The sequence below is a fragment of the Streptomyces yongxingensis genome (assembly GCF_055597465.1).
The window spans coordinates 6,323,259-6,340,148 of sequence record NZ_CM145717.1; the positions used below are offsets into that span (position 1 = coordinate 6,323,259).

Here is a 16,890-nt window from a genome sequence, read left to right on the forward strand (position 1 = left end):
ACGGCGTCAGTGGCGTCAGTTGCATTCGCAGTCCAGACGCTACCTCCCGTGCCTGCCCCCGTCCCCTGGGGGCCGCTTCGTGTGCCGGTATCGTTGCTGACGGTCGGCGGCTTCGTAGAGTTCCCCGGAATTGATGAGTCCGCGACCTTGTACGACCACACAAACGGCAGCACCGCCCGCGAGAAAGAGCCCCGCCGTGGCCTCCCCGCCTTCCCCCGCCAGCCCTGCGCGCCCCGGGCGCCCGGTCCGCCTCGTCGTCCTCGTCTCCGGCTCCGGTACGAATCTCCAGGCGCTGCTCGACGCCATCGCCGCCGAGGGCGTGGCCCGCTACGGCGCCGAGGTGGTGGCCGTGGGCGCCGACCGCGACGGCATCGAGGGCCTGGCGCGCGCCGAGCGCGCCGGGATCCCCACGTTCGTGTGCCGGGTCAAGGACCACGCCGGCCGCGCCGAGTGGGACGCGGCCCTGGCGGAGGCCACCGCCGCCCACGAGCCGGACCTGGTCGTCTCGGCCGGGTTCATGAAGATCCTGGGCCAGGAGTTCCTCGCCCGGTTCGGCGGCCGCTGCGTCAACACCCATCCCGCGCTGCTCCCCAGCTTTCCCGGCGCCCATGGCGTGCGCGACGCGCTCGCGCACGGCGTGAAGGTGACCGGATGCACCGTCCACTTCGTCGACGACGGCGTCGACACCGGCCCGATCATCGCCCAGGGCGTGGTCGAGGTCCGGGACGAGGACGACGAGTCCGCTCTCCATGAGCGGATCAAGGAAGTCGAGCGCTCGCTGCTCGTCGAGGTCGTGGGGCGTCTGGCCCGTCACGGCTACCGCATAGAGGGACGAAAGGTAAGGATCCCGTGACCGCCGAAGGTACCAAGCGGCCCATCCGCCGCGCGCTGGTCAGCGTCTACGACAAGACGGGTCTCGAGGAGCTGGCCCGAGGGCTGCACGCGGCGGGTGTCCAGCTCGTCTCGACCGGCTCGACGGCCGCGAAGATCGCCGCCGCCGGGGTCCCGGTCACCAAGGTCGAGGAGCTGACCGGCTTCCCCGAGTGTCTCGACGGCCGCGTCAAGACGCTGCACCCGCGCGTCCACGCGGGCATCCTGGCCGACCAGCGGCTCGACTCCCACCGTGAGCAGCTCCGGGAGCTGGGCGTGGAGCCCTTCGAGCTGGTCGTGGTCAACCTCTACCCGTTCCGCGAGACGGTCGCCTCGGGCGCCGCGCCCGACGAGTGCGTCGAGCAGATCGACATCGGCGGCCCCTCCATGGTCCGGGCCGCCGCCAAGAATCACCCGTCCGTGGCCGTGGTCGTCAACCCCGAGCGGTACGACGACGTCCTTAAGGCCGCCGCGGAGGGCGGTTTCGACCTGGACCGGCGCAAGCGGCTGGCGGCCGAGGCGTTCCAGCACACCGCCGCCTACGACGTGGCGGTGGCCAACTGGTTCGCGGCCGACTACGCGGCGGCGGACGACTCCTCCTTCCCGGACTTCCTGGGCGCCACCATCACCCGTAAGAACGTGCTGCGCTACGGCGAGAACCCGCATCAGCCCGCCGCCCTCTACACCGATGGCAGCGGTAAGGGGCTCGCGGAGGCCGAGCAGCTGCACGGCAAGGAGATGTCGTTCAACAACTACACGGACACCGAGGCCGCCCGCCGGGCCGCGTACGACCACACCGAGCCCTGTGTCGCGATCATCAAGCACGCCAACCCGTGCGGGATCGCGGTCGGGGCGGATGTCGCCGAAGCGCACCGTAAGGCGCACGCCTGCGACCCGCTGTCGGCCTTCGGCGGGGTGATCGCCGTCAACCGCCCGGTGTCCGTCGCCATGGCCGAGCAGGTCGCCGAGATCTTCACCGAGGTGATCGTCGCCCCGGCGTACGAGGACGGCGCGGTCGAGGCGCTCGCCCGTAAGAAGAACATCCGGGTGCTGCGCTGCGCGGAGTCGCCGGTGGCGGCCGCCGAGCGGCGCCCCATCGAGGGCGGCACGCTCGTCCAGGTCAAGGACCGCCTCCAGGCCGAGGGCGACGACCCGGCCAACTGGACCCTCGCCACGGGCGAGGCGCTGGACGCCGACGGCCTCGCCGAGCTGGCCTTCGCCTGGCGCTCCTGCCGCGCGGTGAAGTCCAACGCGATCCTGCTCGCCAAGGACGGCGCCACGGTCGGCGTCGGCATGGGCCAGGTCAACCGCGTGGACTCGGCGAAGCTGGCCGTCGAGCGGGCCGGTGCCGAGCGGGCCGCCGGTTCGTACGCCGCCTCCGACGCCTTCTTCCCGTTCCCGGACGGCTTCGAGGTGCTGGCCGAGGCGGGCGTGAGGGCCGTGGTGCAGCCGGGCGGTTCGGTCCGTGACGAGGCGGTCGTGGAGGCCGCCCAGAAGGCGGGTGTGACCATGTACTTCACGGGCACGCGCCACTTCTTCCACTGAGCGAGTACCGAGTGACCAGCGGGCGGGCACCGGGCGACCGCTGAGCGAGCACAGGAGGCCGTACCCCGACCGGACCACGGGGTGCGGCCTTCGCCGGTCCGGTCCCGACCGGCCCCTGATTGGATCCGACGTCCCCGCATCCGGGAGGATGAAGTCATGACCGCCCAGATTCTCGATGGCAAGGCAACCGCAGCCGCGATCAAGTCCGATCTCGTCAGCCGCGTGGAGGCGCTGAAGGCCAAGGGCATCCATCCCGGCCTCGGGACGGTGCTGGTGGGCGAGGACCCCGGCAGCAAGTGGTACGTGGCGGGCAAGCACCGCGACTGCGCCGAGGTCGGTATCGCCTCCATCCGGCGCGACCTGCCCGAGACCGCCACCCAGGAGGAGATCGAGGCGGCGGTCCGGGAACTCAACGAGGACCCGGCCTGCACGGGCTACATCGTCCAGCTGCCGCTCCCCAAGGGCATCGACGCCAACCGGGTGCTGGAGCTGATCGACCCGGTCAAGGACGCCGACGGGCTGCACCCGATGAACCTCGGCCGCCTCGTGCTCAACGAGAGCGGCCCGCTGCCGTGCACGCCCCAGGGCGTCATCCAGCTGCTGCGCCACCATGGGGTGGAGATCAACGGCGCGCATGTGGTGGTCGTCGGCCGCGGCATCACCGTCGGCCGGTCGATCGGGCTGCTGCTGACCCGCCGTTCGGAGAACGCGACGGTCACCCTCTGCCACACCGGCACCCGCGACCTGCCCGGGATCCTGCGCCAGGCCGACATCATCGTGGCGGCCGCCGGGGTGCGGCACCTGGTCAGGCCGGAGGACGTCAAGCCGGGCGCGGCGGTGCTCGACGTGGGCGTCAGCCGGGACGAGCACGGCAAGATCGCCGGCGATGTGCACCCCGGTGTGACCGAGGTCGCGGGCTGGCTCTCGCCGAACCCGGGCGGGGTCGGCCCGATGACCCGCGCCCAGCTGCTGGTCAACGTGGTGGAGGCGGCGGAGCGGGACGCGAAGGCGGCCGCCGACGGCGGTGCCGGCCATGACGGCTGAGGCGAGCGAGCCGGCGGCCGGGGAGCAGCGGCAGGAGCCGCCCGCGTCGCCCGCGGGGCCCGGTCGGCTCCTCCGCAGGTCGCGCCGCTTCCCGCTGATCACCCGGGACACCGCGCGTCCGGAGGGCGGCGGCCGGGCCGCGCCCGGTGCCGCTCCGGCGCCCGCCCGGCAGTGGCCGCTGCTCGCGGTGATGGGCGGGGTGGGCCTGGGGCTGCTGATCGTCGCCCTGGACGCGTTCCGGGCGGGCACGGTGCTGATCGGGCTGTCCCTGCTGGCGGGCGCCTTCTTCCGGTGGGCGCTGCCCGAGGTGGGGATGCTCGCGGTGCGGTCGCGCTTCACCGACATGCTGACCTACGGGCTGCTGGGCGCGGCGATCGTGCTGCTGTCCCTGATGGCCCAGCCGGATCCCTGGGTGTCGATCCCGTTCCTGGACGACGTGGTGCATTTCACGGTGCGCTAGCCGACGATGTGAAACGGCGGCCCGTCCTCTCCCCCGTGGAAGGACGGGCCGCCGTCGTTGTGGCCGGATCCGAACGGTCCGGCGGCGGTCCGCCCTCTCCCCCGAAGAAGGACGGACCGCCTGGTAATCAGGGTTGTGTGTGAGCTGTGCCGGATCAATGAGCGTCGGGACCCTGTGGCGCGGAAGTGACCGTTCCAGCACGAGGTATCGGCCGTGCAACGACGAGCCGGGTGTGCGGGAGTGCGTACCGGTGCACGAAATGCTCCGATGCGCCCCCGCCGGAGGAGCTGACATCCTGGGGCAAGGCATCCCTCTGGGTAGTCAGTTCGCGGCTCGGGGACGCCAACGGCGGTCGCGGCGCGGGAGATTGACAGGTACGTGCGGGGGGGGGGGCAGGGGGAGGCAATGCCTCGTTGGAGGGACTTACCGGAGGAACTCGATCCGCAGGTCCGGGAGTTCACCGGCCGACTGCGCACGCTCGTCGAGCGCAGCGGGCTGAGCGTCGCCGCCGTCGCCGACCACACCGGCTACAGCGAGAGTTCCTGAGAGCGCTGCCTCAACGGGCGGCTGCTGCCCCCGCGGGGCGCGGTGGAGGCCCTGGCCGAGGCCACCGGCGCCGACGTCCACCACCTCAGCACGCTGTGGGAGCTGGCGGAGCGGGCCCGGAGCCCGTCCGGAGGAATTCGTAAAACCGGGGGGAATGAGCCGGGGGAATCGGGGCAGGCGCTGCCCGAGCCCCCCACGGGTGCGGCACTGGGCGGCCGCCTGCACTCCCCCTCCTGGCAGGCGGCCGCCGAAGTGCGCGGTGGTCCCAGGTGCGCGGTGTTCCGGAACGCACGGTGAGCGGTTACACAATGGCCCGAGAGAACGTGGGTCGGGTGCCGTCGGATAGCCTGACGCAGGTATCTCGACACCAAGAGATCTTGGACTGACAACACAGCGCAGGAGACCGCCATGACCCGCACTCCCGTCACCGTCACCGTCACCGGCGCGGCCGGCCAGATCGGCTACGCGCTGCTCTTCCGCATCGCCTCCGGTCAGCTCCTCGGCGCGGACGTGCCGGTCAAACTGCGTCTCCTGGAGATCCCGCAGGGGCTGAAGGCCGCCGAGGGCACCGCGATGGAGCTCGACGACTGCGCCTTCCCGCTGCTCCAGGGCATCGACATCTCCGACGACCCGAACGTGGGCTTCGACGGTGCGAACGTCGCGCTGCTGGTCGGCGCCCGCCCGCGTACCAAGGGCATGGAGCGCGGCGATCTGCTGGAGGCCAACGGCGGCATCTTCAAGCCGCAGGGCAAGGCCATCAACGACCACGCCGCGGACGACATCAAGGTCCTGGTCGTGGGCAACCCGGCCAACACCAACGCGCTCATCGCCCAGGCCGCCGCGCCGGACGTACCGGCCGAGCGCTTCACCGCGATGACCCGGCTGGACCACAACCGCGCGCTGTCGCAGCTGGCGAAGAAGACCGGCGCCCCGGTCAGCGAGATCAAGAAGCTGACGATCTGGGGCAACCACTCCGCCACCCAGTACCCGGACGTCTTCCACGCCGAGGTCGCGGGCAAGAACGCCGCCGAGGTCGTCAACGACGAGCAGTGGCTGGCCGACACCTTCATCCCGACCGTCGCCAAGCGCGGTGCCGCGATCATCGAGGCGCGCGGCGCCTCCTCGGCCGCTTCCGCCGCCAACGCCGCCATCGACCACGTCCACACCTGGGTCAACGGCACCGACGCCGACGACTGGACCTCCGCCGGTGTGGTCTCCGACGGTTCGTACGGGGTGCCGGAGGGCCTGATCTCCTCGTTCCCGGTCACCGCCAAGAACGGGAAGTTCGAGATCGTCCAGGGCCTGGACATCAACGAGTTCTCGCGGGCCCGCATCGACGCGTCGGTGAAGGAGCTCGAGGACGAGCGCGAGGCCGTGCGGAACCTCGGCCTGATCTGACGCGCCCCAGCTCGCCCCAGCTCGCCCCAGCGCGGCCGTTTCCGAAGGGTCACATTCCGGTATTCACTCCGGAGTGTGACCCTTCGGCCATGCACTGTAATCGCGGGCCATCTTCCCCTACCGTGGAGGCAGTTGCTACGGCCTCGGGGGGAAACATGGCCAATACGCGCGGTGATCATTTTTCTGGCGCTGCTGATTCTTCTGGCGGTGCTCACTCTTCTGGCGGTGCTCAGTCTTCTGTAGGGGATCACTCCGCTCGTCTGCCGCGGTCGCGGTCGGAGCCGTCACCGGCCGTCCCCTCTCCTCGTGTCGGCGCCGACGCTTCTCCCTACGCCACCAGCGAGGCCACCCGGCTGTTATGCGCGGGCGCCTATCTGGACGACGACTTCCGGGACGCGGTCGTGGACGAGCTGTATGTCCACGAGGAGCGCGCCGTGGCTCCCTCGTTGGGCATCGACGCGGTCCGGGTGCTCGCGCACGCGCTGCGCGCCCGCCGTCTGGAGGCGTGCTGGACCGCGCTGCTGGTGTCCTTATGGGTGCTGGACTTCCTGCTGGCCCAGGGCTTCTTCTATCTCTTCCTGCTCTCCTGTGCGCTGCTTCTGCTGGCGGCCTGGGCGAGGGGCGGGGCCATGGGCCCCTTCCGCGCCGACTATCCCGGGGCCGACGGGGTCACCGTCACCCGGCGGCGGGCGGCCGCGGTGCTGCGGGTGCTCGGCTGTCTGACCCTGCTGTCCTATGTGTTCTCCGCCCTGACGCAGGCGCTCACGGACGGGCAGTCCGATCCGGGCGGGCTGCAAGCCTTCGCACCGGTCCTGGCCACCGGTTCGGACACCACCGCCGCCTGGTTCGCGCTGGTGATCCCGGCCGCGATGGCCGCCGCGGTCGCCCTGCACCGTGAGCATGTGGCCCGGGTGCTGGCCACCGATCTGGAGCCGGAGACCTTCGCCGACCTCGCCGCGGACCCCGCGGAGCGGTTCGAGGGCGAGCGGTTCCAGCGGGTGCGGGCCCTGATCCGCCGTGAGCAGCACTCACCGGTGATCCTCTACCACGATCGGCACCCCTTCCTCGGGGCGGGCACCGCCCATGACACCTGGACCCTCGCCGTCGAGCTGCGGCCGCGCGAGGGCGGCGATCCGGTGCCGCTGGACAACCGGGTGATCCTGGAGCGGATCCGGCCGCTGGTCGAGAAGTTGCGCACCCCCTCCGCCCAGGGCACCGCCTCCTTACAGGGCACCGCCTCCTTACAGGGCACCGCCTCCGTCCAAGGCGCCTCCCCCGCGCAGGGCACCGCTCGCGCCGTCGCCGAGAGCCGCGACCGGCTGCGCGGCCTGGAGCTCGACGAATGCGTCTTCCTCAAGGTCACCGGATTACGGAGCCGCTCCTTCGTGCCGTACGGCGAGGCGGACTTCGCGCGGGAGCGGGCGGAGGCCGTCGAGGAGGGCGGCGAGATCCGCCGGCACTTTCTGCGGATCCGCGTCGGCGCATGGCGGGAAGAGGTCGTCACCACGGTCTTCGTCCGGGTGCATACGCAGGGCGGCATGCTGATGCTGGAGTTCGCGCCGCATGTGCTGCGCCCGATCCGCCCGGACTTCCGGGCGGTCGACCGGCTCTCCGACTCCCACCGCCGCGGCGGACTGCCGGGCAAGGTGATCTGGGCGCTGGGGCGGACGCCCACGGCGGCGGGCCGGGCGGTCATCCACGCCTTCCGCTCGGCCGTCTTCCTCTGGCGGATGTACGCGGGGGGTTATGAGGCGGCCATCCCCGACGGGCCCTGGGTCTCGGTGCGGGAGCTGGGCAGCGACGCCGGCGCATCGCTCTTCCAGGAGATGGATGTCAGCCGCTATCTGAAGAGCGTCGAGGACCGGGTGGCCAACGGCGTGCGAAGGGCGCTCGACGAAGCCGGCTGGGAGACCGGCGAGTTCGAGCAGAAGGTCATCAATGTGAGCGGCGGCGGAGTCTTCATCGAGTCCGCGGAGCACAGCGCCTTCGGCTTCGGTGACCACAACACCATCAGCAACACCACCGGAAGCAACGGAGCGGGAGGCGGCCATGACGATGGCTGACACGGAGGACGGTAGCGACATGGGCGGCGGCGCGGACCACGCCGCGGGCGCGAGCGGTGGTGGCGCGGCCCCGGCGGCGGGCGGCGGGAGCAAGTTCGGGAACATCCGGTTCGGAAGTGTGCAGGGCAGCGCCATCGGCTTCGGCGACCACAACCACATCGTGAACGGACGGCAGGGGGAGGCGGCTCCCTGTGATCCCGCCTATCAGGAGCTGCTGGAGGCCGTTCGGCAGCTTGCCGAGGATCTGCGGCGGGTGGTCCCGAGCCCGGAGGTCGGCGCGCTCTCCGACGAGCTGGACCGGACCGAGGACGAGATTCAGCGCACCGGCCGGGCCGGGGCCGGCCGACTGGCCCGGATCCGGGTGATGTTGCAGGACGCGAGCGCCAGTGTCGGCATGCTCGCCTCGGGCGTCGCCGTCGGACAGGCGGTCGGCGCGCTGTTGGGCGGGTGAGATGAGCACCCCGGGCGGCGAGGGGGGCCGCCGATGGGACGAGGAGACCCAGCGCTGGGTGGGAGTGGGCGCGGAGCCACCGGCCCCGGGCCGAAGACCACCCAATCCGCATCTGGGCACGGTGCTGCTGGCGGTGCTCGCCGTGGTGCTGGTCGGCGGGATCGGTTTCGGCGCCTGGAAGCTGGTGTCGGGCGGTGGGGATGACAAGCCCCGGGCGGACGGCGGTTCGCCCTCGGCTTCGTCCTGGTCGCCGTCGGCCGAGCAGCCTTCGGCGGTGTCGTCGGGGCCGTACTCGGACCCGACCTCGGCGCCTCCATCGGTGTCCGAGGACAGCACCCAGGGGCCGCCGGCGGACTATGTGCGTACCACCGACCCGGAGGGGTTCCGGCTGGATGTGCCCAAGGGCTGGCAGCGGGTCAAGCGCGACACCGGGGTGTTCTACGAGTCGTCCGACGGGGGCAGTCTGATCCAGGTCTTCGCGCTGACCGAGCCCGACATCACGCCGTACGAGGCGCTGCGCCAAGCCGAGACGGGGCTCAAGAAGAACCCCGGCTACAAGAGGTATGAGCTCAAGCGGCTCGGCCCCGGCGATGACGCGGACGCGGAGCTGGAGTACGGCTACCGCAGCGCCAAGTACGGCCCGCGCCGGATACTCGACCGGGCCTTCACCGGCCCGGACCGGGTGCAGTACGCGGTGCTGGTCGCGGGCCCGGCCGACGACTGGCCGCAGCAGCGGGAGCGGCAGGGCATCGTGCTGGCGTCCTTCTGCCCCACGGCCTACTGCCCGGCAAGCTGACCGGCGGCCGGGCGACGGATCCGTATCGGTGCGGTGACAGGGGGTGGGGCGGCCCTCGAACCGGGTACATCGATGTGGGCCGACGCGGCTTATCCGCATATGGGAGCAGAGATCCATCATCGGGGGGCATAGATGAGCGTGGACAACGGGGGAGCGCCGGGGCAGGACGCCAGGCGGGTGCTAAGGGCGCTGGCCGTGACGATCTTCCTGGTCGCGGGGATCGCGTTCTCCGGATGGGTGGCCTTCGGAGGCGATGGCACCTCCCGGAATCATGCGGGTCCGCTGCCCTGGGACCGCGAGAGCCCCACGGCCACGCCGAGCGGGGATGCCTCCCAGCCGAGCGATCTCTACCCCTCACCCGGCCCCGAGACCAGCGGGCCGACCGATCTCCCGACCGATCTCCCCACGGACCTTCCGACCGGGGCACCCTCCGGGTCCCCGTCCGCGACGCCGTTCGGCACCCCGTCCGCACCCTCCCTGACGGGTGCCGCCCCGCCCGCGGGCTACAGCACCCAGGCCGATCCGGCCGGGTACCACCTCGCGGTCCCGGACGGATGGCGGCGGACGACCGAGGGCCCCAGCGTCTACTACACCTCGTCCGACGACAGCACCGTGATCCAGATCTTTGAGCTGCACGGCCCCGAGTCGACGCCGTACGAGTCCGCCCAGGAGGCCGAGCGGATCGCCTCCACCCACCGCGACTACGAGCAGATCGCCCTCACCCGGCTGGGCTCGGCCGCCATGGACCCGGCCCAGCTGGAGTACACGTACGAGTCCAAGAGCGATGGCCACCGCCGGATCCTCGACCGCCGCTTCGCCGCTCCCGGCGGCACCATGTACGCGGTGCTGGTGATCGGCCCCTCCGGGGCCGGGGACCGGGTGGAGGAGCGGGAGGTCCACCAGACGGCGGTGGACACCTTCTGCCCAACCGCCTACTGCACCGCGTCGTGACCGCACCGCGTCGATGATCGCGCCGCGCCCTGACCGCTCCGCGTCGATGATCGCGCCGCCTCCTGATCGCACCCCCGCCTCTCGACCGCACCCCCTCTCGTCCGAACCACTTCTTGACCGCACCGCCTCTTGACACACAGGCCGATCATGGGCCGAGGGGCCGGTTCCGCCTTCGGATCACGTGAGGCGGCCCACTTTCTCTTGCGAATCGCGCATAGGTTCCCGCCTTCCGGTTAGGGGTCCATGTTGCTGGCTTGGACCAGTGGCACAGCACGCGGAACCGGAAGGCAGAAATCACGTGGCGGCAGTCGAGACCATTCATGTGGACGGGGTGTGGCAGGCAGCCGCGTCCGGGGCGCAGCGGGAGGTCCTCGACCCCGCGGACGCCAAGACCCTCGCCGTCGTCGCGGAGGGTGGTGTCGAGGACACCGACGCGGCGATCGCGGCCGCGCGTCACGCCTTCGACCAGGGCCCCTGGCCCGGGACGCCGGTGGCCGAGCGGGCGGCGCTGCTGCGCCGGGTCGCCGAGCTGCTCCAGCGCGACCGCGAGGCGATCGCGCTCATCGAGAGCCGTGACACCGGCAAGACCCTGGAGGAGGGCAGGGTCGACGTCGACGACGTGACCAACGCCTTCCGCTACTTCGCCGACCTGGTCGCGGGTGAGTCGGCCGGGCGCGTGGTCGACGCGGGCACCCCCGATGTGCACAGCGTCGTGGTCCATGAGCCGGTCGGCGTCTGCGCGATGATCACCCCCTGGAACTATCCGCTGCTCCAGGCCAGCTGGAAGATCGCCCCGGCGCTGGCCGCCGGGAACACCTTTGTGATCAAGCCCAGCGAAGTGACCCCGCTGTCCACCGTCCATCTGGTGAAGCTGCTGGTCGAGGCCGGACTGCCGGCCGGGGTGGCCAACGTGGTCACCGGCGCGGGCGACCCCGTGGGCGCCCGGCTGTCCGAGCACCCTGATGTGGATCTGGTCTCCTTCACCGGCGGCCTGGTCAGCGGCACCAAGGTCGCGCAGGCCGCCGCACCGACGGTCAAGAAGGTCGCGCTGGAGCTCGGCGGCAAGAACCCCAATGTGGTCTTCGCCGACGCCTGCGCCACCGCCGAGGGCTTTGACACCGCCGTCGACCAGGCCCTGAACGCCGCCTTCATCCACAGCGGCCAGGTCTGCTCGGCCGGCGCCCGGCTGATCATCGAGGAGTCGGTGCGCGAGCGGTTCGTGGCCGAGCTCGCCCGCCGGGCGGAGAAGATCAAGCTGGGCCGCGGCACCGAGGACGGTGTCGAGTGCGGTCCGCTGGTCTCGGCCCAGCAGCTGGACAAGACCGAGGCGTATGTGGCGTCCGCCCTGGAGGAGGGCGCGCTGCTGCGCTGCGGCGGCAAGCAGCCGGAGCCCAACGAGGTCCGCCCGGCCACCGGTTACTTCTACCTCCCGACCGTGCTCGACCAGTGCCACCGCGAGATGCGGGTGGTGCGGGAGGAAACATTTGGGCCGATTCTGACGGTCGAGTCCTTCCAAACCGAGGACGAGGCGGTCACACTCGCCAATGACACGGAGTACGGACTGGCCGGCGCCGTCTGGTCCGCCGACACCGCGCGGGCGCGGCGCGTCGCCGCCCGGCTGCGGCACGGCACCGTGTGGATCAACGACTACCACCCCTACCTTCCGCAGGCCGAATGGGGCGGTTTCGGCAAGTCCGGGGTCGGGCGCGAGCTCGGTCCCGCGGGCCTTGACGAATACCGCGAGACCAAGCACGTCTACGAGAACCTGCGGCCGAGCCCGGTGCGCTGGTTCGCCGGCTGACACCCCGCCGCCGGCCCCGCCCGGGGCACGGCCGGGCCCGGACTCGTCCCCCGGGGCCCGGACCCGGCCGCGCCCGATCGCGGCGACCGGCGGCGAGAAGCCCGTAGGCACGTAAGGCACTCAGCTACACCCCCACCCCCAGGGGCGGCAGCAGCCCCCGGCCCGCACCGGCGCGAGCCGTTTGGGTAAGACCGCGAGGAGTAACCCCACATGTCCGTACCTGTCGCATACGACTACGTCGTGATCGGCGGCGGCACCGCAGGATCGGTGATCGCTTCCCGGCTCACCGAGGACCCGGACATCCGTGTCGCCGTCATCGAGGGCGGACCGTCGGATGTCGACCGGCCCGATGTGCTCACCCTGCGGCGCTGGCTCGGCCTGCTCGGCGGCGACTTGGACTACGACTACCCCACCACCGAGCAGCCACGCGGAAATTCGCATATCCGGCACAGCCGGGCGCGGGTGCTCGGAGGGTGCTCCTCGCACAACACCCTGATCTCCTTCAAGCCGCTCCCCGGTGACTGGGACGAGTGGGCCGAGGCCGGCGCCGAGGGCTGGGACGCGGAGTCCATGGACCCGTACTTCCAGCGGCTGCGCAACAACATCGTCCCGGTGGACGAGAAGGACCGGAACGCTATCGCGCGGGACTTCGTCGATGCCGCCCAGGCCGCCGTCGGGGTGCCGCGGGTCGAGGGGTTCAACAAGAAGCCGTTCCACGAGGGCGTCGGCTTCTTCGACCTCGCCTACCACCCGGAGAACAACAAGCGCTCCTCGGCGTCCGTCGCCTATCTGCACCCGTTCCTGGACCGCCCCAACCTCCATCTGATGCTGGAGACCTGGGCGTACAAGCTGGAGCTGGACGACACCGGCCGGGTCACCGGCGTGCATGTGCGCACCAAGGACGGCGAGGAGATCCTGGTCCGGGCCGAGACCGAGGTCCTGGTCTGCGCGGGCGCCGTGGACACCCCGCGGCTGCTGATGCACTCCGGTATCGGGCCCAAGGGCGATCTGGAGGCGCTGGGCATTCCCGCCGTCCACGATCTGCCGGGCGTCGGTGAGAACCTGCTCGACCACCCCGAGTCGGTCATCGTGTGGGAGACGGACGGCCCGATCCCGGACAACTCCGCGATGGACTCCGACGCGGGGCTGTTCATCCGGCGGGACCCCGAATCCCGGGGGCCGGACCTGATGTTCCACTTCTACCAGATCCCGTTCACCGACAATCCGGAGCGGCTGGGCTACGAAAAGCCCGAGCACGGCGTGTCGATGACCCCCAACATCCCCAAGCCGCGCAGCCGCGGCCGGCTCTACCTCACCAGCGCCGACCCGTCCGTCAAGCCCGCCCTCGACTTCCGGTACTTCACGGACGAGGAGGACTACGACGGCCGCACGCTGGTCGACGGCATTCGTGTCGCGCGTGAGATCGCCAAGACCGAACCGCTGGCGAGCTGGCTCAAGCGCGAGGTGTGCCCGGGCCCGGAGATCACCTCGGACGAGGAGATCAGCGAGTACGCCCGCAAGGTCGCGCACACCGTGTACCACCCGGCGGGCACCTGTCGTATGGGTGCCACGTCGGACGAACTCGCCGTGGTCGGCCCCGATTTGCGGATCCGGGGCCTGAACGGCGTCCGTATCGCCGACGCGTCCGTCTTCCCGACGATGCCGGCCGTGAACCCGATGATCGGAGTCCTGATGGTGGGCGAGAAGTGCGCTGAGCTGCTGTTCGAGGAGCGCGATCGGGAACGGCGGAGGGCCGATGACCGAGCCGCGACGCATCAGCCGGGAGGTGAGGCGTGATGGCTACGACCGTCGTCCCCGAGACGCCCGACGCCCCCAGGACCCCCGAGAGCGGCGAGGGCACCCCGGTGTTCTCGGTCCGCGACCTGTGGAAGGTCTTCGGCCCCAAGGCCGACCGGATCCCCGGCTCCGCCGAGGCCGAGCTGTCCGCCGGTGAGCTGCGGGCCCGCACCGGCTGCACCGCCGCCGTCCGCGAGGTCTCCTTCGACGTCCAGCCGGGCGAGGTGTTCGTGGTCATGGGGCTGTCCGGCTCCGGCAAGTCCACCCTCGTCCGCTGCCTCACCCGGCTGATAGAGCCCACCTCCGGCACCCTGAAGATCGACGGCGAGGACGTCCTGGCCATGGACAAGGCCCGGTTGCGCGATCTGCGCCGGCACCGCGCCGCCATGGTCTTCCAGCACTTCGGGCTGCTGCCGCACCGCTCCGTCCTGGACAACGTCGCCTACGGGCTGGAGATCCAGGGCGTGGGCAAGGCCGAGCGCCGGGCCAAGGCCGCCGAGGTGGTGGAGAAGGTCGGCCTCACCGGCCTCGAGCGCCGCCGCCCCGGCCAGCTCTCCGGCGGTCAGCAGCAGCGGGTGGGTCTGGCCCGGGCGCTCGCCGTCGACCCCGAGGTGCTGCTCTTCGACGAGCCGTTCAGCGCGCTCGACCCGCTGATCCGCCGCGATATGCAGGAGGAGGTCATCCGGCTGCACCACGAGGAGGGCCGGACGATGGTGTTCATCACCCATGACCTCAGCGAGGCGCTGCGGCTCGGTGACCGCATCATGCTGATGCGCGACGGCGGGATCGTGCAGCTCGGCACCCCGGAGGAGATCGTCGGCTCCCCGGCGGACGACTACGTACGGGACTTCGTCCGCGACGTGCCGCGGGAGCAGGTGCTGACCGTGCGCCGCGCGATGCGCCCCGCGACGTCCGACGAGCAGGACGGCGGGCCCGCGCTGGCCCCGGGCACCACGGTCGCCGACGCGATCGAGGCCGTGGCCCGCACCGGCGGCCCCGCGCGCGTCGTGGACGGCGGCCGCTGCCTGGGCGTCGTCGACCACGCCTGTCTGCTGAGCGTCGTCGCGGGCCTGGACGGCAAGGAGGTGGCCGCGGCATGAGCCTCACCTCGACCCTCTCCCCGCCGGGCGGTACCGGGGGGCGCGTATGAGTGCGACCGCCACCCGCCCCTCCACCGACCCCGCCACCGAACCGGCGGCCACCGGGACGGCGGCGGACGAGACGCGCCCGTCCCTGCTGAGCGCCGTCGTGCGCAGCCACGCCGCGCGCAAACTGGCGCTGCTCGTGGTGATCGCCGCCGTGCTCGTGCCCCTCGCGCACGCCAAATGGGCGAGCGGGAGCTGGCCGGACGCGCTGACCGTCGATGTCTCCGAGCCGCTCGGCAAGGCCAGCGACTGGATCATCGACAACCGCGACAGCCACTGGATCTTCCTCTACTTCTTCGGCCACATCAGCAACGCGGTCATCATCTGCGTGCGCGCCGTCTACGTCGTCCTGCTCACCCTCGGCTGGGCCGGGGTGACGGCCGCCTCGACCCTGGTGGCCTGGCGGGTCGCCGGGGTGCGGGTCGCGGTGACGACCCTGGTGTCCTTCGCCGTGTGCGGACTGCTGGGCATGTGGGTGCCGACGATGCAGACCCTCGCGCTGATGGCCGTCGCCGTCACCGCGTCCGTCGTCATCGGCGGGCTGCTGGGCCTGGCCGGCGGACTCTCGGAACGGGCGTTCCGGGCGTTGCGCCCGATTCTGGACACCATGCAGGTGCTGCCCGCGTTCGCCTATCTGCTGCCCGTCGTGCTGATCTTCGGTATCGGCGTACCGGGCGCGGTGCTGGCCACCGTGATCTACGCGGCACCGCCGATGGCCCGGCTCACCGCCCTCGGCCTGCGCGGCGCGGACGCCGGGGTGCTGGAGGCGGTGACCTCGCTCGGCGCCACCTGGCGGCAGCGGCTGGTGTCGGCCCGGTTGCCGCTGGCCCGCAAGGAGCTGCTGTTGGGCGTCAACCAGGCGATCATGATGGCGCTGTCCATGGCCGTCATCGCCTCGGTGATCGGCGGTGGCGGTCTCGGTGACCGCGTCTACCAGGCGCTGTCCAGTGTGGACGTCGGTAAGGCGCTGGCCGCCGGCCTCCCGATCGTGCTGCTCGCCGTCGTGATGGACCGCACCACGGCGTCGGCGGGCGAGCGCCTCGGCGAGCCCCCGGCCGAGGGCGGGCCCCGGCTGCTGCGCGGCTGGCCCGCCTGGGCGGGCGTCGGGGTGATCACCGTGCTGGTGACCCTCGCCGGACGGCTGGCCGGGTCCCAGACCTGGCCGACCGGCTGGACCGTCCCCATCGAGGAGCCCGTCAACCAGTTCAAGGACTGGATGGTCGACCACCTCTACACGGGTGTGCCGGTCGTCGGCGGCACCGCCGATTGGGCCTCGGACTACGTCAAGTGGATCCTGGACCCGCTGCGCGAGGGGCTCCAGGGCCTCCCGTGGTACGCGGTGCTGCTGATCGTCGCGACGCTGGCCTGGCTGATCGGCACCTGGGCCACCGCCCTGACCGCCACCGCCGCCATGGCCGCGATCGGTGTGCTCGGGGTGTGGGAGCCGTCCATGGACACCCTCTCCCAGGTGCTGGCGGCCGTCTTCGTCACGCTGGTGCTCGGCTTCGCGATCGGCATCGCGGCCGCGCGGTCCACCCGGCTGGAGCGGCTGCTGCGGCCGGTGCTGGACGTGTGCCAGACCATGCCGCAGTTCGTGTATCTGATCCCGGTGGTCGCGCTGTTCGGCGTCGGCCGCGCCCCGGCGGCGGCCGCGGCCATCGTCTACGCGCTGCCCGCCGTCATCCGCATCACCACCCAGGGGCTGCGGAACGTGGATCCGGCGGCGCTGGAGTCGGCGCGTTCGCTCGGCGCCACCCAGGGGCAGCAACTGCGCCAGGTCCAGCTCCCGCTGGCCCGCCCGGCGCTGCTGCTCGCCGTCAACCAGGGCGTGGTGCTGGTGCTCGCCGTGGTGATCATCGGCGGTCTGGTGGGCTCGGGCGCGCTCGGCTACGACGTGGTGTTCGGCCTGGCCCAGGGTGATCTGGCCACCGGTCTGGTCGCCGGTGCGGCCATCGTCTGCCTGGGTCTGATGCTGGACCGGGTCACCCAGCCGACGTCGCGCCGCGACAGGAAGGGGGCCTGA

General features: G+C 71.6%; 13 protein-coding genes and 1 pseudogene. All 14 read left to right on the forward strand.

The window, feature by feature from the left end; translation table 11 throughout:
* Positions 1-196 precede the first annotated feature (196 nt).
* Positions 197-853, forward strand: a complete 657-nt coding sequence (gene purN, locus ACZ6TD_RS27280) for a phosphoribosylglycinamide formyltransferase (protein WP_137978374.1) — start codon at positions 197-199, stop codon at positions 851-853.
* Complete coding sequence (gene purH, locus ACZ6TD_RS27285; RefSeq protein ID WP_471342355.1) at positions 850-2,415, forward strand: bifunctional phosphoribosylaminoimidazolecarboxamide formyltransferase/IMP cyclohydrolase; 1,566 nt, start codon at positions 850-852, stop codon at positions 2,413-2,415. The genes purN and purH overlap by 4 nt, the downstream gene beginning before the upstream one ends.
* Positions 2,416-2,571: 156 nt before the next feature.
* Positions 2,572-3,459, forward strand: coding sequence for a bifunctional methylenetetrahydrofolate dehydrogenase/methenyltetrahydrofolate cyclohydrolase (locus tag ACZ6TD_RS27290; RefSeq protein WP_471342357.1), 888 nt, complete (start codon positions 2,572-2,574; stop codon positions 3,457-3,459).
* Positions 3,449-3,919: a DUF3017 domain-containing protein gene (locus tag ACZ6TD_RS27295; protein ID WP_471342358.1), complete on the forward strand. Its 471-nt coding sequence runs from the start codon at positions 3,449-3,451 to the stop codon at positions 3,917-3,919. Before ACZ6TD_RS27290 ends, ACZ6TD_RS27295 begins: the two co-directional genes overlap by 11 nt.
* Before the next feature lie 405 nt (positions 3,920-4,324).
* Positions 4,325-4,594: pseudogene (locus ACZ6TD_RS27300) on the forward strand (helix-turn-helix domain-containing protein); the annotation flags it as partial.
* Between the two features lie 279 nt (positions 4,595-4,873).
* On the forward strand, positions 4,874-5,863 hold the full coding sequence (locus ACZ6TD_RS27305; RefSeq protein ID WP_471342360.1) for a malate dehydrogenase: 990 nt from the start codon (positions 4,874-4,876) through the stop codon (positions 5,861-5,863).
* A 401-nt stretch (positions 5,864-6,264) separates the two neighbouring features.
* Positions 6,265-7,926, forward strand: coding sequence for a hypothetical protein (locus ACZ6TD_RS27310; protein WP_471342361.1), 1,662 nt, complete (start codon positions 6,265-6,267; stop codon positions 7,924-7,926).
* Positions 7,913-8,377, forward strand: coding sequence for a hypothetical protein (locus ACZ6TD_RS27315; protein ID WP_471342362.1), 465 nt, complete (start codon positions 7,913-7,915; stop codon positions 8,375-8,377). Before ACZ6TD_RS27310 ends, ACZ6TD_RS27315 begins: the two co-directional genes overlap by 14 nt.
* Position 8,378: 1 nt before the next feature.
* A complete protein-coding gene (locus ACZ6TD_RS27320) occupies positions 8,379-9,173 on the forward strand; it encodes a hypothetical protein (RefSeq protein WP_471342363.1) in 795 nt (264 codons plus the stop codon).
* A 132-nt stretch (positions 9,174-9,305) separates the two neighbouring features.
* Positions 9,306-10,124: a serine/arginine repetitive matrix protein 2 gene (locus ACZ6TD_RS27325; protein WP_471342365.1), complete on the forward strand. Its 819-nt coding sequence runs from the start codon at positions 9,306-9,308 to the stop codon at positions 10,122-10,124.
* Positions 10,125-10,422: 298 nt separating this feature from the next.
* A complete protein-coding gene (locus ACZ6TD_RS27330; RefSeq protein ID WP_471342366.1) occupies positions 10,423-11,925 on the forward strand; it encodes an aldehyde dehydrogenase family protein in 1,503 nt (500 codons plus the stop codon).
* 210 nt (positions 11,926-12,135) lie between these two features.
* Positions 12,136-13,722, forward strand: coding sequence for a GMC family oxidoreductase (locus tag ACZ6TD_RS27335; protein ID WP_471342368.1), 1,587 nt, complete (start codon positions 12,136-12,138; stop codon positions 13,720-13,722).
* Positions 13,722-14,822: a quaternary amine ABC transporter ATP-binding protein gene (locus ACZ6TD_RS27340; RefSeq protein WP_471342371.1), complete on the forward strand. Its 1,101-nt coding sequence runs from the start codon at positions 13,722-13,724 to the stop codon at positions 14,820-14,822. Before ACZ6TD_RS27335 ends, ACZ6TD_RS27340 begins: the two co-directional genes overlap by 1 nt.
* 46 nt (positions 14,823-14,868) lie before the next feature.
* The gene (locus tag ACZ6TD_RS27345; protein ID WP_471342374.1) at positions 14,869-16,890 is read left to right on the forward strand and encodes an ABC transporter permease; all 2,022 of its coding nucleotides are present in this window, start codon (positions 14,869-14,871) and stop codon (positions 16,888-16,890) included.